Below are 21,469 nucleotides of genomic sequence, written 5' to 3' on the forward strand. Positions count from 1 at the left end.
GAACTCCGACACCATGCCACGCGCTTATTTCACGCCAGCCACCTTCAAGTTTCTTCGCGCACTGAGCCGCAACAACCATCGCGAATGGTTCCTTGCGCACAAGGCCGATTACGAAAAAGACGTGCGCGATCCGTTTCTGGCATTGATTACCGATCTGCAGGCGCCGCTGGCCAAGATCAGCGGACACTTTCGCGCCGATCCGCGCAAGAACGGCGGTTCTTTGTTTCGCATTTATCGCGACACGCGCTTCTCGGGCGACAAGGAACCGTACAAGCCTTGGGCAAGCGCTCGTTTCTTCCATGAGCGGCGCCATGAAATTCCCGCGCCATCGTTCTACCTGCACATTCAGCCAGGCGACTGCTTTATCGGCGGTGGCATGTGGCATCCGGAAGCGGATGCCTTGAAGCGGCTTCGTGCCTTTATTGCCGACAATCCGGCGGCGTGGAAGCGTGCCACGCAAAGCAAGACTTTCAGTGATCACTTCACGTTCTGGGGCGAATCGTTGACGCGGCCGCCGCGTGGTTTCGATCCGGAGCATGAGCTGATCGAGGATCTGAAGCGAAAGGATTTTGCTGCGGGTGAAAACTTTGAAGAGTCGCTCGCCTGCTCGTCGGAGCTGCTGCCTTATATGGTGGCAAGCTACAAACGGATCGCGCCGATGATTGATTATTTGTGCGCTTCGCAAGAGCTGGATTTCTAGCCCATTCGCGTCACTACCCTCTCGTCATTGACCAGCTTCGCTGTTGAAAAGCACTTCGGCGCAGGCCGGAATCCAGTGTCGGAAAGCCATGATTGTGCGATGACTGACATGTTCTCTCGTCACTGGATTCCGGCCTGCGCCGAAGTGCTTTTCAACAGCGAAGCTGGTCAATGACGGCCATATAGGTGCTTGTTTGACTCAAGCTTCGGGCCGCATATACGGAAACAGCAACACATCGCGAATCGACGACGAATTGGTCAGCAGCATCACCAATCGGTCGATGCCAACACCCAGGCCACCCGTCGGCGGCAAACCCACTTCCAACGCACGGATATAGTCCGCATCGAAGTGCATGGCTTCGTCGTCGCCGGAATCCTTGGCGTCGGCCTGTGCCTGGAAACGCGCCGCCTGGTCTTCCGAATCGTTCAACTCGGAGAAGCCGTTGGCGAGCTCCTTGCCGTTGATGAACAGTTCGAAGCGATCGGTGATGCCCTTGTCGACATCGTTCTCGCGCGCGAGCGGCGACACTTCCACCGGATGGTCGATGATGAAGGTGGGTTGCACCAGGGTGTGCTCCACCGTCTTCTCGAAGATTTCCAGCAGCAGCTTGCCCCAGCCGTAACCGGGCTTTACCTGCGCGCCTAGTCGCTTGGCGTGCGCAGCCATGGCATCGCGATTGCGCAGTTCCTCGCGCTTGATCTCGGGATTGAGCTCAAGCACGGCGTCTTCCATGCGCCAGCGACGGAACGCCGGGCCGACGTCGATCTCGGCGCCTTCCCAGGTCAGCTTCGTGGTGCCCAACACCTTTTGCGCCGTGTCACGAATCACCGACTCGGTGAGGTCCATGATCTCGTGGTACGTCGCATAGGCCTGGTACAGCTCCAGCATCGTGAACTCGGGGTTGTGCCGCGTGGACACGCCCTCGTTGCGGAAGTTGCGATTGATCTCGTACACGCGGTCGAAACCGCCCACCACGAGGCGCTTGAGATACAGCTCCGGCGCCACGCGCAGGAACAGATCGATATCCAGCGCGTTGTGATGCGTGATGAACGGGCGCGCCGTGGCACCGCCGGGAATGATGTGCATCATCGGCGTTTCCACTTCCATGAAGCGGCGCGGCTCGGCTTCCAGCCACTGGCGCATGAAGCCGATGATCTTCGAGCGCAGCGCGAAGGTACGGCGCGCCTCTTCGGTGACGATCAGGTCGACATAGCGCTGGCGATAGCGCTGCTCGACGTCGGACAGGCCATGGAACTTGTCGGGCAACGGACGCAGGCTCTTGGTCAGGAGGCGAAGCACATGCACCTTGACCGACAGCTCGCCGGTCTTCGTGCGCATCAGCACGCCTTCGGCGCCGACGATGTCGCCTGCATCCCAACTCTTGAAGGCCTTGTAGGTTTCCTCGCCGACCGTACCCTGATGGATGAACAGCTGGATACGCCCGCTGAAATCCTGCATCTGTACGAACGCGACCTTGCCCTGGTCGCGCTTGAGCATGATGCGACCTGCAACTTTCACTCGCCGCGCCAAGGCTTCGATGGCTTCGGCGGTATGCGTTTCCTTGTCGGCAAACTCCGATTGCAGATCGCCGGCGAATGCATCGACCTTGAAGTCGTTCGGAAACGCGATGCCGCTCTCTCGCAGCGCACGCAGTTTTTCGCGGCGTTCGGCGATCAGCTTGTTTTCGTCGACGATCGGGGTGTCGGTGGATTCAGTCATGGATGGTCCGTTTTGTGCCGACGCTCGCTCAGGGCGTCGAATGTTTCTTTATATATCGTTTGATGACCCGGCAACGCGGCTCGGCTTTCTTGCGGTACAAGACTGGCCGTCAATCGCCTTTGTGAAACACCTGCTTGACCGCGTGCTTGGTCGCATCCCAACCCTCACGCGTGCCATGCGCAATGCCGCGCCCCGCATCCGCCGCGCCATGCCCGATCGACTTCGCCACATGGGCCGTCCCGTGTCCGACGGTCTTGGCGACATGCGCGGTGCCGTGCCCAATGTCGCGGGCACCGTTGCCGATGCCGTGTCCGACCGTCTTCGCATCCTGCTTGAAGCCTTGGCCGAAGGCACTCGTCGTGCCGGCCGCCAACAGCGCACAGGCGAGCAGTATTCCGGAGATCTTCCTGCCGTTCATGCGGTGACTCCGTATTCGGTGATCAGGCACTTTCGTATATCACGCATCGAGGCGCTTGGCGCCGGCGTCCAGGCCGGATTTCAAGCTGGCTTCCACGAATTCGTCGAGATCGCCGTCGAGCACTTTCTGCGTATCGGTGCGTTCGATGCCGGTACGCAGGTCCTTGATGCGGCTCTGGTCCAGCACATAGTTGCGAATCTGGCTGCCCCAGCCGATGTCCGATTTGGAAGCCTCCAACGCGTTCTTTTCCGCGTTACGCTTCTGGATCTCGATCTCGTACAGCTTCGCGGCCAGCATCTTCATGGCGCGATCGCGGTTGGCGTGCTGGCTGCGCTCGGTCTGGCACGCCACCACGACACCGCTGGGTACGTGCGTGATACGCACGGCCGATTCGGTCTTGTTGACGTGCTGGCCGCCGGCGCCGGACGAACGATACACGTCGGTCTTCAAATCGGCCGGATTGATCTCGATGTCGATGTCGTCGTCGACTTCGGGCGAGACGAACACCGAGGTGAAGCTGGTGTGGCGTCGGTTGTCGGAATCGAACGGGCTTTTGCGCACCAGGCGATGCACGCCGATTTCGGTTTTCAGCCAGCCATAGGCGTAATCGCCTTCCACGCGGAAGGTGGCGGATTTGATGCCGGCGACTTCGCCCGCGCTCACTTCCATCAATTCGGTTTTCCAGCCGCGCCACTCGCACCAGCGCAGGTACATGCGCAGCAGCATTTCGGCCCAGTCCTGCGCCTCGGTGCCGCCGGCACCGGCCTGGATATCGACGAAGGCATTGGCCGAATCCATCTTGCCGGAGAACATGCGCTGGAATTCCAGCTTGCCGACCTGGCCTTCGAGCTGGCCGACGTCGGTGACCACGGATTGCACCGTGGCCTCGTCGCCGTCGGCAGCGGCCATTTCCAGCAATTCGCCGGCGTCGGCGAGACCGGAGGTAATGCGGTCGATGCCGCTGACGATGGTGTCGAGACGGGCGCGTTCGCGGCCCAGTTCCTGCGCGCGCGGCGGATCGTCCCAGACGTTGGGGCTTTCCAGTTCGCGGCTTACTTCTTCGAGACGTTCACGCTTGGTGTCGTAGTCAAAGATACCCCCTAAGCGATTCGATGCGGCCCTTGAGGTCCGCGATCTGCGCGAGGATCGGATTGGTTTCGATCATGTCGGATTGAACCTGATGTGGCGGCGCCATTAGGGCGCGAATCAAACGGTTATCGTAGCAAACCGGGCGCGAATGCGCCTAGCGCTCCGCCCTGGAGCGCCGGCCGGGACCGGCGCTATCGCGGTTTTCAACCGCGTCCCAGCGCTGCGAGGCCGCCCCGGTCGAAGTCGGCCATCGCTTCAACCGTCGCGCGGCATTCAACTCAAGGTATCGAGCGCGTGACTGTGTACGCCCTTCACGGCACGCCCTGACGGATCGGCCATGTTGGCAAATGTCGGGTCCCATGCGAGTGCCGCGGGCGACGAGCACGCAATCGATTTGCCGCCCGGCACCGTCGCCGCGCAGGCTTCGCCCGGAAAGTGCTTCTCGAAAATGCGGCGGTAGAGATAGGCCTCTTTGGTCGCCGGCGTGTTGAACGGATAGCGCGACGCGGCGGCCGCAAATTCACGATCGCTGATCGCCTGCTCGGCGTGGGCTTTCAGTCCATCGATCCAGCCATAGCCGACGCCATCGCTGAACTGTTCTTTCTGCCGCCACAGGATCGACTCGGGCAACGCGCCCTGGAACGCCTCGCGCAGCACGGCTTTTTCGATGCGTCCCTTGCCCGCCATCTTGCGCGCCGCATCCATGCCCATGGCCACTTCCATGAATTCCAGATCGAGGAACGGCACGCGCGCTTCCACGCCCCAGGCCATCATCGATTTGTTGGCGCGCAGACAGTCGTAACTGTGCAGCGCATCGATCTTGCGCACGGTTTCTTCATGGAAGGCTTCCGCGGACGGTGCTTTGTGGAAGTAGAGATAGCCGCCGAAAATTTCATCCGCGCCTTCGCCCGACAGCACCATCTTCACGCCCATCGCCTTGATGCGTCGTGCGAGCAGATACATCGGCGTGGATGCGCGAATGGTCGTGACGTCGTAGGTCTCGATATGGCGGATCACTTCCGGCAATGCATCCAGGCCTTCCCAGAAGGTGTAGACGAATCCGTGATGCACCGTGCCCAGGGCATCGGCCACGACTTTCGCTGCCGCCAGATCGGGCGAGCCCGTCAGGCCGATCGCGAAGGAGTGCAGTCGCGGCCACCAGGCTTCGCTGCGATCGTCGTCCTCGATGCGTTCGCGTGCGTAGCGGGCGGCGCACGCTGCAACCAGCGACGAATCCAGTCCGCCTGACAACAGCACGCCATAGGGCACGTCCGTCATCAACTGGCGATGCACCGCCTGTTCGAAAGCTTGCCGCAGCTTGGCCGGCGTGGGCGATTTGTCTTTCGTCTCGGCGTAATCGCGCCACGGGCGATGGTAGTAACGCTGCAACGCGCCGGTCGTGCTGTCGTAGACATGTCCCGGCGGAAACGGTGCCACATCGGCACACACGCCTACCAAGGCTTTCATTTCCGAGGCCACGCACAGCCTGCCGTGCGAATCGTGGCCCCAGTAGAGAGGACATACACCGATTGGATCGCGTGCAATCAGATAGCGCTGCGCATCGCCATCCCAAAGGGCGAACGCGAAAATGCCGTTGAGCTTGCCGAGAAAATCGGCACCGTGTTCCAGGTAGAGCGCATTGATCACTTCGCAATCCGACCCGGTCGTGAAGTCGTAATCGCTCTTGGCGCGCAGCTCGCGGTGGTTGTAGATCTCGCCGTTCACCGCCAAGGCCAGCTTTCCATCACGCGAGCGCAGCGGCTGCGCGCCGCTGGCCGGGTCGACGATGGCCAGGCGCTCGTGCACCAGGATCACCCCGGCGTCCACGAACACCCCGCTCCAGTCCGGCCCGCGATGGCGCTGACGCTGCGACAGCTCCAGGGCCGACAGGCGTAATGCAGCGAGGTCGTCGCCGGGCTGCAGGTCGAACATTCCGAAAATGGCACACATGACAGTTTTCCCTTTGCTCGGTGGTGAAGCGTAAAAACAAAAGGGCCCGCACTTGGCGGGCCCTTTTGCGTGTGTAGGTTGGTTGCTTCGTCTACACGCCGGCCCGCCCGTGATTACGGGTATTGTTATTGGCGTTATTATTCAGGCCGTTCGCAGCCACGACCGCGTTCGCCGGCAGAATGGCGGCGGTAAAGGCGATGTGGCGGACGACGAAAGCGTTCATGGCCACGACTACATCACAAGGCGTAGCGGCGCGCAAGCTGTAACACGCCCGATACAACCACCCGGCGGAACCCCTTCACACGGGCTTATCGTCCATGTTGCTCATACTTCTCCCAAACGGCCTGCTCCAGGCTGATGCCCTGTCCAAGGGCCTTCGGGGACAACGCAAGTCATCGCGCCATATCGCACTTTGCATCGTCTGACGATTCGTCTTTCGGATCTTCCGCTCATTCGAATAAGGAGCGAACGATGGAACGGCTAAAAGGCATGACCGGTTTGCTGATGTTGATCGCCCTCTCGCCAGCGTTCGCGCAGGACGATACCCACAAGCTGCAAAAGGAAGTGGACGACCTGCAGGCCACCGTGAAAGAGCTGCAGGCGGAAGTAAAGGAACTGAAAGCCGAACAGGCGAAACCAGCACAAGCGGCCACACCGCCATCGGCAACTTACACATCAGCGCCACCCGCGACGGCGACACCTGCCGCCGCGCTGACCCAGGTGCCGGGTAACCAAGTGGATGTCATTCAACTTGGGGAGGCGGCACACACGCCGCTGCCCGCCCAGCAAAGCGTTTCGGAAAACGCGGATTCGGCCTCGCGCATCGACAACGAGGCACCGCCCACCGACCCCGGTCTCAAAGGATTCGTGCAGATTCCCGGCACCGAAACAGTCATAAAGCTGGACGGCTACGCCAAGCTCGACACGATCTACGACATCCACAGCATCGGCACGCCGGATTTCTTCGCCACCTCGGCGATCCCCGTTCCGGCGCCGCACGACAACAACGGCAACTTCAACATGCAGGCGCGCCAGACCCGTTTCAGCCTGGATATACGGCGCCCAGCGGTTTTCGATGAAAGCATGCGCTTTTACGTCGAAACCGACCTCTATGGCGGTGGCAACGGCAGCTACGGATTCAGGTTGCGCCAGGCCTACGGTCAGCTCGGCAATACCTATGCGGGTTTTGGCTGGTCGGCGTATACGGACACCGACGCCCTGCCCGACACGTTGGACTTCGCCGGCCCCGGCGGTGCGATTGCGCCGCGACAGGCGGGCATCCACCAATTTTTCCGCCTGGGTGAAACAAGCAGCCTGACCCTTGCCGCCGAACAGCCTTCATCGGAAGTCAGTGTGTACCCGCAGGTCGCACCCGATATCGTCGTCAACAACCTGCATGGCACGCAACACGCACCCGACGTCATCGTCGCGGTCCGCACCGAGCACAACTGGGGTCATCTGCAGTTGGGCGGCGTAGTGCGACAGCTGGGTTATACCGACGGCGAACAAAGCAGGCGTGTGATCGCAGGCGGCGCGTCATTGACCGGTTCGTTCAAGGTGGGAACGTTCGCCGCCTACAGCGACCTGCTGATGTTCGGCAGCAACTGGGGCAAAGGCATTGCACGCTACATCGCCGATACCGGGGGGCTCGGCCTCGATGCCGTGGTCGGTCCCGATGGCAAGCTGTACACACTCACGGGTTGGGGTGCCTATGCCGCCTATACGCACTACTGGAGCAGCAACTGGCGCAGCAATCTGGTCTACGGCGTTGCGCGCATCCAGCACTCGCCCTGGCTGGCGCCCAACGACTATCACGATACCAACTATGGCGCCGCCAATCTGATCTGGACGCCGGCGCCCATGCTTACCGTGGGCCTTGAAGTGCTGCATGGCCGACTGTTGGAGCAGGACACCCGCTACAACGATGACACGCGCATCCAGGGTTCGCTGCAATACAGCTTCATCAAATAACGCTACGCAGTCGTTAACTCAAACCGTGCGCGACATGGACGCCGCTCTATGCGTCCCTTGGATGCCCTGATTAAATCTGTGCAACCCAGTGCAGTGCGTCATCGAGTTCGTCATTCGTGAACAGCCGGAACTGGGTAGGCATGGCGAAACCGAACATGCTGGACATCACGCGCACCCAACCCACATCGGTGACCAGTCCGGTGCGCTCCCAACCGGAGATGTGGCGAAAACCGAGCTTGACGTCGTCCCACATCGCGCCCGGCGCGAAGCCGGTGAAGTCGTCGCCGATATGGATCAACAGGCGCAGCTTGCGGTTGAGCGCGAAGGCTGCCTCGATATCGGGAACCATCACGCTTTCATAGTCGTTGGCGGTGACGAGGCCGCTCATCCGAAAACCGAGTATGCCGGCGGGAAGGCTGGGGATCTGCTCGATCATGGCTGCGCTCCTTCATGCTCGCTCCCCTACTATCCAAGCGCTATTTGCGCCGGCGCACAAGCGCCGGAGTGTGAACGAACGAAAGTGCGTCGAGGATTCGCGGCTAGGCAGGCTCGATATGCCGTAGCAGCAAACGCGGCGATTCCCGACCCTGCCAGTCATTGATGGTCAGCTCGTAGGCCGCGCGCAGCATGGTCGGTGGCGGCTGGCCGTCGTAGGCGTTGAACATCACGGCATCGTAGAGCGCATCGTCGCGTGGGTCGCGCAAACTCAAGCGCAGATGACGTTCGCCCATCTGGCGCCAGTTGAAGCATTCGAAGCGATTGTCGAACAAAGGCTCGGGGAACGCCTGCCCCCAGGGGCCTGCGAAACGCAGCATGCGTGCCATATCCAGGGTGAACATGCCGGCGGGCAGCTCGCCATCCGTATAGAGCACGGCCTGTAGCTGCTCTTCGTTCAACCATTCGCGGGCCACGGCATCGAACGCTGCGGCAAAACGCGAATAGTCCTGAGCGCGGAGACTGAGTCCAGCGGCCATCGCGTGGCCACCGAAGCGTTCGATCAGGCCGGGATGACGCGCATCGACGGCCGCCAGCGCATCGCGGATATGGAATCCGGAAATAGAACGCGCCGAACCACGCAATAGCTCGGGCGCATCCTCCCCTGCGGGAGCGAAGGCGATCACTGGACGATGCAGACGCTCTTTCAACTTGGATGCAACCAGACCCACCACGCCAGCGTGCCAGCTCGGTTCGAACAAGGTCACGCCGACGGACTGCGTGTCGATGCCGGCAGCGCTGGCCACCATCGCTTCGGCTTCGGCCACCATCGCCGCTTGCAGATCGCGACGCTCCTGATTGATCGAACTCAACAACTCGGCGTAACGGCGCGCCTGCACTGGATCGTCGGTAAGCAAACTCTCCACGCCAAGCCGCATGTCTTCCAGGCGGCCGGCAGCATTCAAACGCGGCCCGACGGCATAACCCAGGTCGCTGGTGCATAAAGTCGAAACGCTACGCTGGCTGGCTTCGATCAACGCGGTGATGCCTGCACAGGCGCGATGGCTGCGTATGCGCTTCATCCCCGCTTCGACCAGCACGCGGTTGTTGAAATCCAGCGGCACCAGGTCGGCGACGGTGCCGAGCGCCACCAGATCCAGCAGCGTGGACAGGTCCGGCTCCGCGTTCGCGGCGAAACGGCCCAGCTCTCTCAAGTGCGCACGCAAGGCGAGCAGCACGTAGAACATCACGCCCACACCAGCCAGCGACTTGCTGGGAAAGTCATCGCCATGCACGTTGGGATTGACGATGGCGTCGGCGGCAGGCAGGCGCTCACCGGGCAAGTGATGGTCGGTCACGATCACGCGAATGCCTCGCGCCTGCGCCGCCGCGACACCTGCCAGACTCGCAATGCCGTTGTCCACGGTGACGACGAGTTGCGCATGCGTCGGCAGCGAAGCAACAAGTTCAGGCGTGAGGCCGTAACCATGCACAAAGCGGTTCGGCACGACGTAATCCACGCGACGCGCACCCAGCATGCGCAACCCGCGAACGGCGACGGCAGTACCTGTCGCGCCGTCGCAGTCGTAATCGCCGGCGATGATGATCGACGCGTCGTCGTGGATCGCCTGCGCAAGCAGCGCCACCACCTCGGACATACCGCCGAGCTGCTGCGGCGACAGCAGGCGCGTCAGGCGATGCTCGGCCTGTTCGGGCCCGAACACGCCGCGCGCCGCGTAGATGCGCTGCAAAATGATCGGTACCGCATCACTCCAGCCGGTGGGTTCGCCCAGCAAAGGGCGCCGTTCCAGTTTGACGCGACTCATGAGGCGTTTCGTCGCCAGAAGCGCATGCGGTGCCATGGTCGATGCAGCCATCGTTCGCCGCTGGCAAACGCGAGCACTAACGCTTCGCGCTTTGACAACGCCTGCAGCGAAGGCACCCAGGCTTTCGCAATGTCGTCGACGTTTTGATCCTGCAAGTCGATCAGCCAGCCGACCTTGGCCGCCGTCATCGATGATTCACTGCGATGCTGCGTCGTTATGCCTGCATGCTGCGCCAGCGCGAGCAGAAGCAAGTCTTCGCCGATGACACCTTTGAGCGTAGTCGACACGTGCGAAGGCAACGCTCCGCCACCCCACAGCCACACGCTGTTGACCGGCGGTAACCCGCGCGCGCGGCGTTGCGCGTTGGCCGGATGCTGGTGCAGCATGACCTGCACTTCGTTGAATAACACGCGCCAGCGCCGCCCTTCCGGTCCGTGAGGAAGGTGGTTGTACAGATCCTCCCCCAGCGCCTGCTCCGGCGCCGCGAACTCCGGTAGTTCGTTTTGCGATGGAAGACGAACGTGCCAGCGATCCGGCGACGAAACTTCCAGGCTCATGCCGGCATCGGCAAATATCGGCTTCAACGGCTCGGCAAGCGATCGAGCTTCATCCATGCTCAGCTGCATTTGACCGCATGCCAGCAGTCGCGCGCCGCTGAGATCGGGCTGCACCCAGGCCGGATCGGCACTGAGCCATGCGGGCGCCTCCGCGGCATCACCCGCGAGATGGTCGCGCGTCAGTGCCGCCGCGGGCATGCCGTCACCACATTGAAAATACGCGGCGAGGCCATTCAGATAACCTTGCGCGCCGTTATCCAGGCGATCGGCCTTGGCCAGCAACCTGCGCAAGGGATGCGCCGGCTCGAAGCGCTCCAGGTTGGGCAACCAGCACTCGACGGCGTGAAAAGAAGTATCCGTCATGGGATCAGGCTTCGAGCAACTCGTAGAGTTCCAGCCACTCCGCTTCCAACGTTTCCTTTTCCTTGCGCAATTCGGTCTGGCGCTGGCCGAGTTTCATCAGTTCCGCCGTGGAACCGTTGTAGGTTTCCGGATCGGCAAGCTTCTGCTCGATGGCGGTCAGATCCTGATCGATGATCGCCATGCGCGTTTCGATCTTTTTCACGCGCTGACGCGTGGCTTTTTCGTTTTCGCGCTGCGCAGCCGCCGCGCGGCGTCGATCTGCCGCCGATTCGATCGGCGCAACCACGGATTCCGCATTCTTCTTCGGCGCATTGCCGCGCGCGCGCAGCCAGCGTGCGTAGTCGTCCAGGTCGCCATCGAACGATTCGGCCTTGCCATCGGCAACACGCCAGAAGCTGTCGCAGACCATGCCGAGCAAATGACGATCATGCGAGACCAGCACCAGCGCGCCGTCGAAATCGGCGAGTGCATCGGCCAAGGCCTCGCGCATGTCCAGGTCGAGATGGTTGGTCGGTTCGTCGAGCAGCAGCAGGTTGGGTTTGTCCCACGCGATGAGCGCAAGCGCGAGGCGCGCGCGTTCGCCGCCGGAAAAGCCATCGACCGATTCGAACGCGCGATCGCCCGCAAAATTCCAACCACCGAGAAAATCGCGCAGCACCTGCGCGGCAACGCCAGGTGCCTTGTCTTGCAGATGATCGAACGGACTGGCGCCTTCCTGCAGGCTTTCCACCGTGTGTTGTGCGAAGTAACCGATCTTCAGATCCTTGTGCGCCTTGCGCTCGCCGCCGAGTGGTGCAAGCTCGCCCACCAAGGTTTTTACCAACGTGGATTTGCCCGCGCCGTTGGGACCGAGCAGGCCGATGCGTTCGCCTGCTTCCAGACGAAAGCGGACGTTGTGAAGAATCGTGGCGGGCGGCTGTCCGGCCTCGCCGGGATAACCTGCCGCGACATCTTCAAGCTGCAGCATGGAATCGGGCAGACGGTCGGGCACGGCGAACTGGAATCGGAACGGACGTTCCGCGCGCACCGCTTCGGTACCCGCCATCTTTTCCAGCCGCTTCATGCGCGACTGCGCCTGCTTGGCCTTGCTGGCCTTGGCCTTGAAACGGTCAATGAAGGATTGCAGATGCGCGCGCTCAAACTGCTCGCGTTCGTGGGCGATCTGCTGCAGGCGCAATTGTTCGGCACGCTGCTGTTCGAACGCGCTGTAGTTGCCGGCGTAGAGCTTCGCCCTGCCCTCGTTGAGGTGCAGCGTATGAGTGATGACGCCGTCGAGGAATTCGCGGTCGTGCGAAATCACAAGCAGCGTGCCCTGATAGCGGCGCAGCCATTCTTCCAGCCATAGCACGGCGTCGAGATCGAGGTGGTTGGTGGGCTCGTCGAGCAGCAGCAATTCCGATGGCGCCATCAGCGCACGCGCCAGGTTCAACCGCACGCGCCAGCCACCGGAAAATTCGCGCACGGCCCGCTCGTGAGTGTCGGAACTGAAGCCCAGCCCATGGAGCAGCCGTCCGGCACGAGCCCTCGCGTCGTAACCGTGCAGTTCTTCGATACGGTGATGCGCGCGCGCCATCGCCTCGGTATCGCCGCGCGCCTGGGCATCGAGCTCGTCGCGCAGCGCCATGGACAGTTCCACGTCGCCGCCCATCACGTATTCGATGGCCGGATCCGGCAGTGCGGGCGTTTCCTGAGCCACGGAGGCCAGCCGTAGCTTGGCGGGCATATCCAGCTCGCCGCTGTCGGCCTCCAGCTGCCCCTGCAGGGCGGCGAACAGGCTCGACTTGCCGCAGCCGTTGCGGCCGACCACGCCCAGGCGCCAGCCGGACTGGATCACCAGGTCGATATCGGAAAGCAGCAGCCGGCTGCCGCGGCGCAGGGCGAAATGGCGAAACGCGATCATGAATACTCAACAAAAAAGGGGGCGGCCAGCGCCCGCAACGGTGCATGATAGCGGTCGGGGGCGCCTACGCCGAATGGATCAGAGCGTCTCTGCGTCACATCTGCCTATTTTGCTCATGGCATGGCGCAAACAGTTCTGCTACAACGACGCGGCAACGCTTCACGCGGAGAGGGGACCCATGTTCAAGCACCGTACCAACCTGCCCTTGCTGGCGGCCATCGTCATCGGCGCAGGCCTTGTCGTAGCGCAGACGGCCCACGCCCAGCAAACGCTGACCCAGCGCGTGCAGGAAGAGAAAAGCATGAATCTGCCTGCGCGGGGCTTGTCCATGGCCCAGGTGGAGAAGCAATACGGCCAGCCCCTGCACAAGCTTTCCCCGCGCGGTGGCGATTCGGCCAAGCATCCGACGATCAATCGTTGGGAGTATTCCAACTTCATCGTCTATTTCGAAAACAGCCGGGTGATTCACTCGGTGCTCAATACGCCGGCGGGCAACAATCAGAATCCTGGCGCGGTGAACTGATTCGTCAGAGCCTGTAAACTTGTGCACTTGCCGCGCCCGGCCATGTTCCGGGCGCTTTCCTATGCGCGAGTGCCGTCCCCATGACCGATTCCAACTTGCGCCTGCCGGCCGAATGGGAGCCGCAGGCCGCCGTCCTGATTGCCTGGCCGCATGCCGGCACCGACTGGGCCGAACGGCTCGATGCGGTGGAGTCCACCTACGTGGCGCTCGCAGCGGCGGTCACGCGCTTTCAGGCGCTGATCATCGTCGTGGCCGACGGAGCGCTTCAGCAACACGTTGTTTCGAAGCTGCAGGATGCCGGCGCCGATCTCGCGCGGATTCGTTTCGTGCAACTGCCCTATGACGACACATGGCTGCGCGATTCCGGCCCGATCACCTTGCGTGATGGCAACCGTTTCCAGCTCACCGATTTCCGCTTCACAGGCTGGGGCGGCAAGTTCGGTGCGGAGCAAGACGATGCCTTGATTCGTGGATTGGTCGACGCGGGCGTGTTCGGCTCGGCGGTGCACAAGCGCATCGATTGGGCGCTCGAAGGCGGCGGCATCGAGAGCGACGGCCACGGCACGATCCTTACCACCTGGCGATGCCTGGTACAGCGTCATCCCGAACAATCGCGCGAGGAGATGAGCGCGATCCTGCGCGACAGTCTGCATGCCGAACGCGTGCTGTGGCTCGACTACGGCTACCTCGAAGGCGACGACACCGACGCGCATATCGATACGCTGGCGCGTTTTGCGCCCGGCGATCGCATCGTCTTCCAGGCCTGCAGCGACGCGGCAGACGTGCACCATGACGAACTGCAGCGCATGGGCGACGAACTGGCCGCGCTGCGCACCGTGGATGGCAAGCCGTACACGCTGCATCCGCTGCCCTGGGCAGAACCGGTCATCGACGAAGGTCGTCGCCTCGCGGCGTCCTATGCGAACTATCTGATCGTGAACGGCGCGGTGCTGGTTCCGGCATATGGCGATGCGGTGGATGACCATGCCGCTCGTGTCATCGGCGAGGCACATCCGGGGCGTACGGTGGTGCAGGTGCCATGCCGTCCGCTGATCTGGCAGAACGGCAGCCTGCACTGCATCACCATGCAGCTTCCGGCCGGCCTCATCTAACCATCCGTTCAAAACCCGTCCATTAGAATGGTACGGTTTTGTAGTCGTCGTCAGGACATGCCCATGACCCGCAAGCTTCTTAAAGTTGCCCTGCTGCAGGAAACCCACCGCGGTAGCCGCGATGCGAATCTCGATGCCATCGAGACCGGTTTGCGCGAAGCGGCCGCGGCGGGCGCCGAACTGGTGCTGCTGCAGGAGCTGCACAACGGGCCGTATTTCTGCCAGCACGAGTCGGTGAACGAGTTCGACCTCGCCGAGAGCATTCCCGGCCACAGCACGGCGCGCATCGGCAAGCTCGCCGAAGAGATGAAACTGGTGGTGGTCGCCTCCTTGTTCGAGAAGCGCGCGGCGGGTCTGTATCACAACACCGCGGTCGTGTTCGATCGCTCCACCAACATCGCCGGCAAGTATCGAAAGATGCATATCCCCGACGATCCGGCGTTCTACGAGAAATTCTATTTCACGCCCGGTGACCTGGGTTTCGATCCCATCGACACGTCGGTAGGCCGCCTGGGCGTGCTGGTGTGCTGGGACCAGTGGTATCCCGAGGCGGCGCGACTGATGGCGCTGGCGGGCGCGGAACTGCTGCTCTATCCCACCGCCATCGGCTGGGATCCGAACGACGGACAGGCCGAGAAGGATCGCCAGCGCGACGCATGGATCACCGTGCAGCGCGGCCATGCGGTGGCGAACGGCGTGCCTTTGCTCTCCTGCAACCGTACCGGCTTCGAGGCCGATCCCTCGGGCGTGGGCGCCGGCATTCAATTCTGGGGCAGCAGCTTTGTGGCGGGTCCGCAAGGCGAGTTCCTGGGTCAGGCGGGCACTGACGGACGCCAGTTGCTGGTGGTCGAGATCGACATGGCGCGCAGCGAGCATGTGCGGCGCATATGGCCGTTCCTGCGCGATCGCCGTATCGACGCTTATGGCGATCTTTTGCGCCGTTTTCGAGATTGATCGACACCTGGGACTCGCGGCTAGTCCCTGTTCACGCTCCAGCTTGCACTGTTCGCACCAAGTCCCCATGCTGGGCATCGTCCTCCCCCTCCCTGCATCCATGGCATGAGCGTTACCGAAACCGATTTTCTCGCCCCGATGGATCTGCACGACCAGCCGATTGAACGCGTGCAACGCGATGGCGTGGAATACGTGGCACTGGGTACCGCGCACGTATCGCGCAGCAGTGTCGAGGCCGTGCAAACGTTGCTGGCGAGCGAATCGTTTGACGCCGTGGCGGTGGAACTGTGCGAAAGCCGCGCGCAGGGCATGCGCGATCCGGAAGCGTTCAAGCAGATGGATCTGTTCCGGGTGATTCGCCAGGGCAAGGCCGGCATGGTCGCGGCGAGCCTGGTGCTCTCCACCTTCCAGAAGCGATTGGCCGATCAATATGGCATCCAGCCCGGCGCCGAGATGAAGGCCGCGATGGACGGTGCCGACGAACGGCATGTTCCCGTGTGGCTGGTCGATCGCGAAGTGGGCACCACGCTCAAGCGCGCCTGGCACAGCGTCGGTTTCTGGCAGCGCTTCGGCCTGCTCGGCGGACTGCTCGCCAGCGTGTTCGAGCGCGAAACGATCGACGAGAAGGAAATCGAGAAGCTCAAGCAGGGCGACATGCTCGAGAGCGCGTTCAGCGAATTCGCCAACGAATCGGAACCGCTCTTTCGCAGCCTGATCGCCGAGCGCGATGCTTTCATGGCGGCGCGCCTGCGCGAAGAAGCCGCCAAGTCGGCTACCACCGAACCACGCAAAGTGCTCGTCGTGATCGGTGCCGGACATCTCAAAGGCATGTGCGAGAACTTGCGCACGCAGCAGACGAATCCCGCCGCAACCGCGTCCGAGCTCTCGCAAACGCCACCCAAGGCGCAATGGCCGAAGTGGCTGGCGATCGGCCTGGTGCTGCTGGTGTTCGTCGCGATCGGCTACGCCTTCCATCGCAACGCCGCGCTGGGCGCGCAGGCACTGCGCGACTGGGTGCTGTTCACCGGCGGTTTCTCGGTGCTCGGTGCGCTGATTGCGCGCGCGCATCCGCTAAGCGTTCTGGCCGCTTTCATAGCGGCGCCGATCAAACCGTTTCGTCCTGGCATTCCTTCCGGCGGGATCAGCGCGATGGTCGAGGCGTGGGTGCGGCGTCCGCGCGTGGCGGATTTCGAAAGCCTGCGCGACGACATCGTGCACTGGAGCGGCTGGTGGACCAACCGCGTCGCGCGCACGCTGCTCAACTTTTTCCTCGTCAGTCTCGGCACCATCGTCGGCGAATACGCCGCCGGCATCCACATCCTCAAGAGCCTGTTCTGACGCTGGAGCGAATCGGATCACGGAATCCGGACTCGTTATGGGGAGCGGCTTTTTGTCGCTCCCCCCACCCCTTCCCCGCCCATTGTGACGTCTCCCGAGCAACCTCTATACTCGGGCGAATACGTTGCATGCGTCCGCTGGAACCGTGGGGATCCTCTTGATGACTCGATTGCAATTGTTTGGCCTGGCTGCTGCTACCGCTGTGCTTTTCTCGGGCTCCGCCCATGCCACTGGCGACAAAGCCAGTGGCCGCACTCTCGTCTATACCTGCAATGGCTGCCACGGCGTCCCTGGCACCAACAACGCGTATCCGCAGTATCCGGTGCCGAAGATCGCCGGTCAGAACGCGCAGTACATCATCGCCGCGTTGCACGAATACAAATCAGGCGATCGTACTCATCCGACGATGATGGCCCAGGCGCAAAGCCTCTCCGACCAGGAGATCGAGGACATCGCCGCCTATCTTTCCAGCATCGCTGCGAAGTAATCAGCTGAGGATTCCACCTGCATGAAACGTGCGCTTACGCTGCTTTCGTTCGGTATTGCCCTTGCGTTTGCTTCGGCCCCGCTGCTGGCCAGCGGCAATAGCGAAAACGGCAAGACCAAGGCCGCTGCCTGTGTCGCCTGCCACGGTGCCGACGGCAATGCGGTTGATCCGCAATATCCCCGCCTTGCCGGTCAGTACAACGAGTACATCCAGGAGGCGCTGCACGAATACAAGGACGGCCGCCGCAACAATCCGATCATGAAGGGTTTTGCAGGTACGCTTTCCGATCAGGACATCCAGGATATCGCTGCCTATTTCTCCTCGATGCCGACCAAGATGGATACGCTGAAAGGCCATGTCCAGGGCGACTGAGCCTAACCAAGCGACATACGCAGAAAAGCCCGCAACTCACGTTGCGGGCTTTTTGGTATCCGTGCCGGATCAACCCATCGCGGATTGCCCTTCCTTCTTGCGATAGTACGGATTGTTGCCGCCCGAGTGATCCGTCGCGTCGCGCACTTCGGTAATTTCCGGCACGCGCTCGCGCAAGGTTTTTTCCACGCCGTGCTTGAGCGTGACATCCACCATGCCGCAACCGTGGCAACCGCCGCCGAATTGCAGCAACACTACGCCGTTGGCGTCGATCTCAAGCAAGCTCACACGTCCGCCGTGCGCGGCGATGCGCGGATTCACTTCGGCGTCGAGCACATAGCGAACCCGCTCGACCAGTCCGGCTTCCATGCCCGGCAGTTCGCCCTTGATCTTCGGGGCGCGGATATTCAACTGCCCGCCCGTCTGATTGGGTTCGAAGTCGATGTTGGCGCCTTCCAGCCATGGTGCGCTATCGCCTTCGATATGGAAGTCGAAGCCCTTGCATTCGATCGTCCATTCGTTGCCGGTAAGCTCCTGCGGCTCGCAGAACTCGAGTTCGCAGTCGGCCGCGGGTGTGCCGGGTGAGGTGACGCGCAGGCGAATGCCCGCCCCTTCGATGCCCTGCTGGGAAAGAAGGCGCAGGAAGTGCTGCTGCGCGCGTTCGGAAATCTCGATCATGCCTGCTCCGGAACTACCATCGGCGCCCGCCATGGACGGGCCATACCGCACCATTTTAGTCCTGTTTCATCCGAAAATGCCCGGCTGGCGTTTTTTCGCGTACAGTTTCGGCGCTTTAGTGTTTGAACCCTGGAGATCGCCATGACCACCCCTCCGCTTTCCGCCCAACACTGCCAGCCCCGCAAGGGCAAGGAACACGCGCTGGACGAAGCGGCCATCTCCGCGCTGCTGCCGCTGGTGCATGGCTGGAAACTCGCGGAGCAAGGCGACGCGCTGGTGAAGGACTATCGTTTCGAAAACTTCCATCACACGCTTGGCTTTATCAACGCCGTCGGCTTCATGGCCAATCAAGAAGACCATCATCCCGATATCGAGGCAGGCTACGGCCATTGCAAGCTGCGCTGGTCCACGCACGATGTGGGCGGCCTGTCGCTGAACGATTTCATCTGCGCCGCGCGCGCCGACGCCCTGCTCGCCCGTTGAACGAAACAAGGCACCCTCGCGCAACGTGGGCCTATGCAGGATATCTGTTGGCTGCGGTCGTCATTTACGTTGCGCTGGGTTGGCTGGCGGCGCGGATCACTGGCGCACATTTGCTCGATCAGGCGCAGTCGCAACTGGCCCGTGTCGAAAACCACGAACCGCTTTGGGAATGGCGCTTGCGCAAACCGCGCGATCTGATCGCAAGCCGCGCTTTCGGAAACGCCAAAGTGGTGAGCGATGACGATGCGCTGCGCATCGCCAGCGTCGATGGCACGCCGTTTGAACTCGGCTTGCCGATTGCGTGGTCGCTGGACCTGGCGCATTGGCCAGTTCTTCAATTGGAGTTGCAAAGCAGCGCTCCCGGTACGCTCGGACTTGTTTGGCAAGGCCCTGACAACTCGCCTGCATGCCTGGCGCTCGCGGCCAGTCCGCTGACGCCGGACACCCGAGCCCTGCGTATCGATTTGCGCGATCTTGTGTGGCACGCGGCAGACGATGGCCGTTGTCCGGCACCCGGCATTGCGCAGTTGTTACGGCTGCGCGTGCAGATTCCCCGCGACGCCACGCTGCGCGTGAGTTCGGCTTCCTTGGCAACGACTCAGGCATTGCCGCCTCTCCAAGACACCAGCATCGATCTGCCGGCGCACGCGACCGGGGGTGAACTGGAGCGCGCCGTAACCCCCGCTCAAAACTGGGCGATGCCCCTGTTCCGCCTGCCTGACGGCATCCGTGCCGAAACGATGCTTAAGTGGCGCGATCAATTGCGTCAGCGTTGGCCAGCGGCATTGATCGTGCCTTTCGGCGCCACGCCACAGCCCGTACCCGACCATTCGTATCGCGCGCTGGCATGGCTTGCCTGCGTCCTTTATCTCGTGGCGCTGACATGGCTGGTGCTGAAACCGGTCAAAGGCCGGCTGCGGCCCTGGCTCGACATCGTCGGTTGCCTGCTTGGGCCGCTTTGGTTGGTGGCAGGCCTGCATTGGGGCTTGTATCCAACTCCCTTGGGGGTGACGGCGTTCGCCGGCGGGCTCCTCTTCGCGTTGGTCGTCGAGCGCCACCATCTGCCGCGCCTCTGGCGCTGGCCTGAAACCCGACATGCGTGGCTATGGCCCTTGGCGCCGGTGCCGGTTGCGCTGCTGTTGATCGTTCTTTTCGGCCATACGCCTCATGCATTGCTGCTCGGACACGTGGTCACGTATTTCGGCTGGGCCTGGCTGCAGCAGTGGTTGATGCTGGTAGTGCTTCTGCGACGCTTCGAGCAGGTTATGCCGAGACCTGGATGGGCCATGCTGGCCGTCGCCACGCTATTTGGACTGTTCCACACACCCAACGGGCTGGTGATGCAAGTGTGCTTCGCGGCTGAACTCTGGTGGGTGTGGTGCTTCCGGCGTTCACATAGCGTGCTGCCCATTGGCGTGGCGCACGCGGTGTGCGCCCTGCTGGTCGAGGCGAGCTTGAGCGGCGGCTGGATGCGTTCGCTCGAAGTCAGCGGCCGCTTCTTCCTCTAGTCGCCGCAAGCGCATCGAGGAAACTTTTGAGGTCCCCGGGCAGCGGGGCCGAGAATCCGTAGGCGCGCCCGTCCAACTCGAACGACATGTGCGAAGCGTGCAAGAAAAGGCGGCTGAGGCCTAGGTCTCGAAACCGCTTGTTGGCCTCACGATCGCCGTACTTGGTATCGCCGGCAAGCGGATGGCCGATGTGGGCGGCATGCACGCGGATCTGGTGCGTGCGGCCCGTGCCCAGCGTGGCCTGCATGAGTCGCGCACCCGGGTACTGTTCCATCTCCCGGAAGAAGGTGAGCGAGGGCTTGCCACCTTCCGATACCCGGACCATGCGCTCGCCACCCTGGAGAATGGACTTCTGCAAGGGCGCGTTCACGTCAAAACGGGCCTTGGACGGGTGACCCACCATCAGGCACAGGTACTGCTTCGTCACCTCGCCCGCGCGGATGGCCGCCTGAAGTCCCGTCAAGCCGGCGCGCGTACGGGCGAAGACGAGCACGCCGCTGGTGTCGCGGTCCAGGCGATGAACCAGTTCCAGGTGTTCTTTGGGGCGGGCCTGCCTCAGCAGCTCGATCGCCCCGTGGCTGACCCCGCTCCCGCCGTGACTGGCCATGCCGGAGGGCTTGTCGATGACCAGGAAGTGCTTGTCCTCGAAGATCACCGCCTCGGCAGCCGCCGCGATGGCCCCCTGGGAAGCGCCCTGCTCGGCAGGCCGTTCAGCCACCCTCACAGGCGGGATGCGCAGCATATCGCCCTGGCTGAGACGGGTATCCGGCTTGGCGCGCTTGCCGTTCACACGCACCTGTCCGGTGCGCAACAGCCGGTAAATCATGCTCTTTGGCACCCCCTTGAGCAGGGTCATCAGCGCGTTGTCGATGCGCTGGCCGTCCCGCTCCGGACCGACCTCGACTTGACGCACCCCGTGAGGAAGATCGGGGGAAGTTACCGTCTGCATTGAAAAAAACCCGGGTAGAGAGGATACTCGCACAGCGCTTAGCCCGGTCCACCGATACAGTTAGTAAGGACCAGGCGCCCGCCTGTTACGTAGGCGAGGTTTGAGTCGGCCACCCTCGTGGTGACCGGTTGCAAACA

General features: G+C 62.4%; 21 protein-coding genes. 10 read left to right on the top strand and 11 right to left on the bottom strand.

The annotated features are described in order from the left end of the window. Positions 1 to 13: 13 nt before the first annotated feature. Positions 14 to 700: a DUF2461 domain-containing protein gene (locus DWU99_RS03675; protein ID WP_115476635.1), complete on the top strand. Its 687-nt coding sequence runs from the start codon at positions 14 to 16 to the stop codon at positions 698 to 700. Between the two features lie 198 nt (positions 701 to 898). On the opposite strand, the gene lysS is transcribed toward DWU99_RS03675, so the two are convergent. From lysS to DWU99_RS21315, 5 genes are all read right to left on the bottom strand, one after another. After that, on the bottom strand, positions 899 to 2,419 hold the full coding sequence (gene lysS, locus DWU99_RS03680; protein WP_115476636.1) for a lysine--tRNA ligase: 1,521 nt from the start codon (positions 2,417 to 2,419) through the stop codon (positions 899 to 901). Between the two features lie 109 nt (positions 2,420 to 2,528). Beyond that, positions 2,529 to 2,837 (bottom strand): hypothetical protein, encoded by a 309-nt coding sequence (locus tag DWU99_RS03685; RefSeq protein WP_115476637.1) that lies wholly within the window; start codon positions 2,835 to 2,837, stop codon positions 2,529 to 2,531. A 39-nt stretch (positions 2,838 to 2,876) separates the two neighbouring features. Then, positions 2,877 to 4,002, bottom strand: a protein-coding gene (gene prfB, locus DWU99_RS03690) for a peptide chain release factor 2 (protein ID WP_115477173.1) whose coding sequence is annotated in 2 segments (ribosomal slippage) — positions 2,877 to 3,926 and positions 3,928 to 4,002 — 1,125 coding nt in all. Because the reading frame shifts where the segments join, the coding sequence is not laid out codon by codon here. A 197-nt stretch (positions 4,003 to 4,199) separates the two neighbouring features. Beyond that, positions 4,200 to 5,876 carry an asparagine synthase B gene (gene asnB / locus DWU99_RS03695; protein WP_115476638.1) on the bottom strand — a complete coding sequence of 559 codons (1,677 nt, stop codon included), beginning with the start codon at positions 5,874 to 5,876 and terminating at the stop codon, positions 4,200 to 4,202. A 91-nt stretch (positions 5,877 to 5,967) separates the two neighbouring features. Then, the gene (locus DWU99_RS21315) at positions 5,968 to 6,099 is read right to left on the bottom strand and encodes a hypothetical protein (RefSeq protein ID WP_267897500.1); all 132 of its coding nucleotides are present in this window, start codon (positions 6,097 to 6,099) and stop codon (positions 5,968 to 5,970) included. 248 nt (positions 6,100 to 6,347) lie between these two features. Here DWU99_RS21315 and DWU99_RS03700 point away from each other — a divergent pair, with 248 nt between their 5' ends. Then, entirely contained in the window at positions 6,348 to 7,847 is a 1,500-nt protein-coding gene (locus DWU99_RS03700; protein WP_115476639.1) for a DcaP family trimeric outer membrane transporter, read from the top strand. Between the two features lie 70 nt (positions 7,848 to 7,917). Here DWU99_RS03700 and DWU99_RS03705 read toward each other — a convergent pair whose 3' ends face one another. The 4 genes from DWU99_RS03705 to DWU99_RS03720 all read right to left on the bottom strand — a co-directional run bounded on the left by DWU99_RS03705 (position 7,918) and on the right by DWU99_RS03720 (position 12,928). Further along, complete coding sequence (locus DWU99_RS03705) at positions 7,918 to 8,283, bottom strand: SpoIIAA family protein (protein ID WP_115476640.1); 366 nt, start codon at positions 8,281 to 8,283, stop codon at positions 7,918 to 7,920. A gap of 103 nt (positions 8,284 to 8,386) precedes the next feature. Continuing rightward, on the bottom strand, positions 8,387 to 10,108 hold the full coding sequence (recJ, locus tag DWU99_RS03710; RefSeq protein WP_115477174.1) for a single-stranded-DNA-specific exonuclease RecJ: 1,722 nt from the start codon (positions 10,106 to 10,108) through the stop codon (positions 8,387 to 8,389). After that, positions 10,105 to 11,028: a phosphoglycerate mutase gene (locus tag DWU99_RS03715; RefSeq protein ID WP_115476641.1), complete on the bottom strand. Its 924-nt coding sequence runs from the start codon at positions 11,026 to 11,028 to the stop codon at positions 10,105 to 10,107. Before DWU99_RS03715 ends, recJ begins: the two co-directional genes overlap by 4 nt. A 4-nt stretch (positions 11,029 to 11,032) precedes the next feature. After that, positions 11,033 to 12,928 (bottom strand): ABC-F family ATP-binding cassette domain-containing protein, encoded by a 1,896-nt coding sequence (locus DWU99_RS03720; protein WP_115476642.1) that lies wholly within the window; start codon positions 12,926 to 12,928, stop codon positions 11,033 to 11,035. Between the two features lie 178 nt (positions 12,929 to 13,106). On the opposite strand from DWU99_RS03720, the gene DWU99_RS03725 reads away from it, so the two are divergent. The 6 genes from DWU99_RS03725 (at position 13,107) to DWU99_RS03750 (ending at position 17,714) form a co-directional block, all read left to right on the top strand. Then, a complete protein-coding gene (locus DWU99_RS03725) occupies positions 13,107 to 13,451 on the top strand; it encodes a hypothetical protein (RefSeq protein WP_115477175.1) in 345 nt (114 codons plus the stop codon). 80 nt (positions 13,452 to 13,531) lie between these two features. Continuing rightward, positions 13,532 to 14,563, top strand: a complete 1,032-nt coding sequence (locus DWU99_RS03730) for an agmatine deiminase family protein (RefSeq protein ID WP_115476643.1) — start codon at positions 13,532 to 13,534, stop codon at positions 14,561 to 14,563. A 63-nt stretch (positions 14,564 to 14,626) separates the two neighbouring features. After that, positions 14,627 to 15,517, top strand: a complete 891-nt coding sequence (locus DWU99_RS03735) for a carbon-nitrogen hydrolase (protein WP_115476644.1) — start codon at positions 14,627 to 14,629, stop codon at positions 15,515 to 15,517. Positions 15,518 to 15,622: 105 nt separating this feature from the next. Beyond that, on the top strand, positions 15,623 to 16,855 hold the full coding sequence (locus DWU99_RS03740) for a TraB/GumN family protein (RefSeq protein WP_115476645.1): 1,233 nt from the start codon (positions 15,623 to 15,625) through the stop codon (positions 16,853 to 16,855). Between the two features lie 160 nt (positions 16,856 to 17,015). After that, positions 17,016 to 17,342 carry a c-type cytochrome gene (locus DWU99_RS03745; protein WP_115476646.1) on the top strand — a complete coding sequence of 109 codons (327 nt, stop codon included), beginning with the start codon at positions 17,016 to 17,018 and terminating at the stop codon, positions 17,340 to 17,342. A 21-nt stretch (positions 17,343 to 17,363) separates the two neighbouring features. Then, positions 17,364 to 17,714 (top strand): c-type cytochrome, encoded by a 351-nt coding sequence (locus DWU99_RS03750; protein WP_115476647.1) that lies wholly within the window; start codon positions 17,364 to 17,366, stop codon positions 17,712 to 17,714. A gap of 69 nt (positions 17,715 to 17,783) precedes the next feature. Here DWU99_RS03750 and DWU99_RS03755 read toward each other — a convergent pair whose 3' ends face one another. Continuing rightward, positions 17,784 to 18,392 carry an NfuA family Fe-S biogenesis protein gene (locus tag DWU99_RS03755; protein ID WP_115476648.1) on the bottom strand — a complete coding sequence of 203 codons (609 nt, stop codon included), beginning with the start codon at positions 18,390 to 18,392 and terminating at the stop codon, positions 17,784 to 17,786. Between the two features lie 141 nt (positions 18,393 to 18,533). Here DWU99_RS03755 and DWU99_RS03760 point away from each other — a divergent pair, with 141 nt between their 5' ends. Together DWU99_RS03760 and DWU99_RS03765 are read left to right on the top strand one after the other, a co-directional pair. Further along, on the top strand, positions 18,534 to 18,875 hold the full coding sequence (locus tag DWU99_RS03760; protein ID WP_115476649.1) for a 4a-hydroxytetrahydrobiopterin dehydratase: 342 nt from the start codon (positions 18,534 to 18,536) through the stop codon (positions 18,873 to 18,875). 47 nt (positions 18,876 to 18,922) lie between these two features. Continuing rightward, positions 18,923 to 20,383 (top strand): CPBP family intramembrane glutamic endopeptidase, encoded by a 1,461-nt coding sequence (locus DWU99_RS03765; protein ID WP_115476650.1) that lies wholly within the window; start codon positions 18,923 to 18,925, stop codon positions 20,381 to 20,383. Here the strand turns inward: DWU99_RS03765 and DWU99_RS03770 are convergent. After that, complete coding sequence (locus DWU99_RS03770; RefSeq protein WP_115476651.1) at positions 20,361 to 21,332, bottom strand: RluA family pseudouridine synthase; 972 nt, start codon at positions 21,330 to 21,332, stop codon at positions 20,361 to 20,363. The two genes, DWU99_RS03765 and DWU99_RS03770, sit on opposite strands and share 23 nt — an antisense overlap. Positions 21,333 to 21,469: the final 137 nt, after the last annotated feature.

The organism is Dyella psychrodurans, assembly GCF_003363265.1.
Lineage (GTDB): Bacteria > Pseudomonadota > Gammaproteobacteria > Xanthomonadales > Rhodanobacteraceae > Dyella_B > Dyella_B psychrodurans.

Bases quoted from the DNA above. Each gene is read 5' to 3' on its own strand.
- DWU99_RS03700 (WP_115476639.1), top strand. From the start codon at position 6,348: ATGGAACGGCTAAAAGGCATGACCGGTTTGCTGATGTTGATCGCCCTC.
- DWU99_RS03730 (WP_115476643.1), top strand. From the start codon at position 13,532: ATGACCGATTCCAACTTGCGCCTGCCGGCCGAATGGGAGCCGCAGGCC.
- DWU99_RS21315 (WP_267897500.1), bottom strand. From the start codon at position 6,099: ATGAACGCTTTCGTCGTCCGCCACATCGCCTTTACCGCCGCCATTCTG.
- DWU99_RS03735 (WP_115476644.1), top strand. From the start codon at position 14,627: ATGACCCGCAAGCTTCTTAAAGTTGCCCTGCTGCAGGAAACCCACCGC.
- recJ (WP_115477174.1), bottom strand. From the start codon at position 10,108: ATGAGTCGCGTCAAACTGGAACGGCGCCCTTTGCTGGGCGAACCCACC.
- DWU99_RS03675 (WP_115476635.1), top strand. From the start codon at position 14: ATGCCACGCGCTTATTTCACGCCAGCCACCTTCAAGTTTCTTCGCGCA.
- asnB (WP_115476638.1), bottom strand. From the start codon at position 5,876: ATGTGTGCCATTTTCGGAATGTTCGACCTGCAGCCCGGCGACGACCTC.
- DWU99_RS03755 (WP_115476648.1), bottom strand. From the start codon at position 18,392: ATGATCGAGATTTCCGAACGCGCGCAGCAGCACTTCCTGCGCCTTCTT.
- DWU99_RS03705 (WP_115476640.1), bottom strand. From the start codon at position 8,283: ATGATCGAGCAGATCCCCAGCCTTCCCGCCGGCATACTCGGTTTTCGG.
- DWU99_RS03720 (WP_115476642.1), bottom strand. From the start codon at position 12,928: ATGATCGCGTTTCGCCATTTCGCCCTGCGCCGCGGCAGCCGGCTGCTG.
- DWU99_RS03715 (WP_115476641.1), bottom strand. From the start codon at position 11,028: ATGACGGATACTTCTTTTCACGCCGTCGAGTGCTGGTTGCCCAACCTG.
- lysS (WP_115476636.1), bottom strand. From the start codon at position 2,419: ATGACTGAATCCACCGACACCCCGATCGTCGACGAAAACAAGCTGATC.
- DWU99_RS03740 (WP_115476645.1), top strand. From the start codon at position 15,623: ATGAGCGTTACCGAAACCGATTTTCTCGCCCCGATGGATCTGCACGAC.
- DWU99_RS03750 (WP_115476647.1), top strand. From the start codon at position 17,364: ATGAAACGTGCGCTTACGCTGCTTTCGTTCGGTATTGCCCTTGCGTTT.
- DWU99_RS03725 (WP_115477175.1), top strand. From the start codon at position 13,107: ATGTTCAAGCACCGTACCAACCTGCCCTTGCTGGCGGCCATCGTCATC.
- DWU99_RS03760 (WP_115476649.1), top strand. From the start codon at position 18,534: ATGACCACCCCTCCGCTTTCCGCCCAACACTGCCAGCCCCGCAAGGGC.
- DWU99_RS03770 (WP_115476651.1), bottom strand. From the start codon at position 21,332: ATGCAGACGGTAACTTCCCCCGATCTTCCTCACGGGGTGCGTCAAGTC.
- DWU99_RS03745 (WP_115476646.1), top strand. From the start codon at position 17,016: ATGACTCGATTGCAATTGTTTGGCCTGGCTGCTGCTACCGCTGTGCTT.
- DWU99_RS03685 (WP_115476637.1), bottom strand. From the start codon at position 2,837: ATGAACGGCAGGAAGATCTCCGGAATACTGCTCGCCTGTGCGCTGTTG.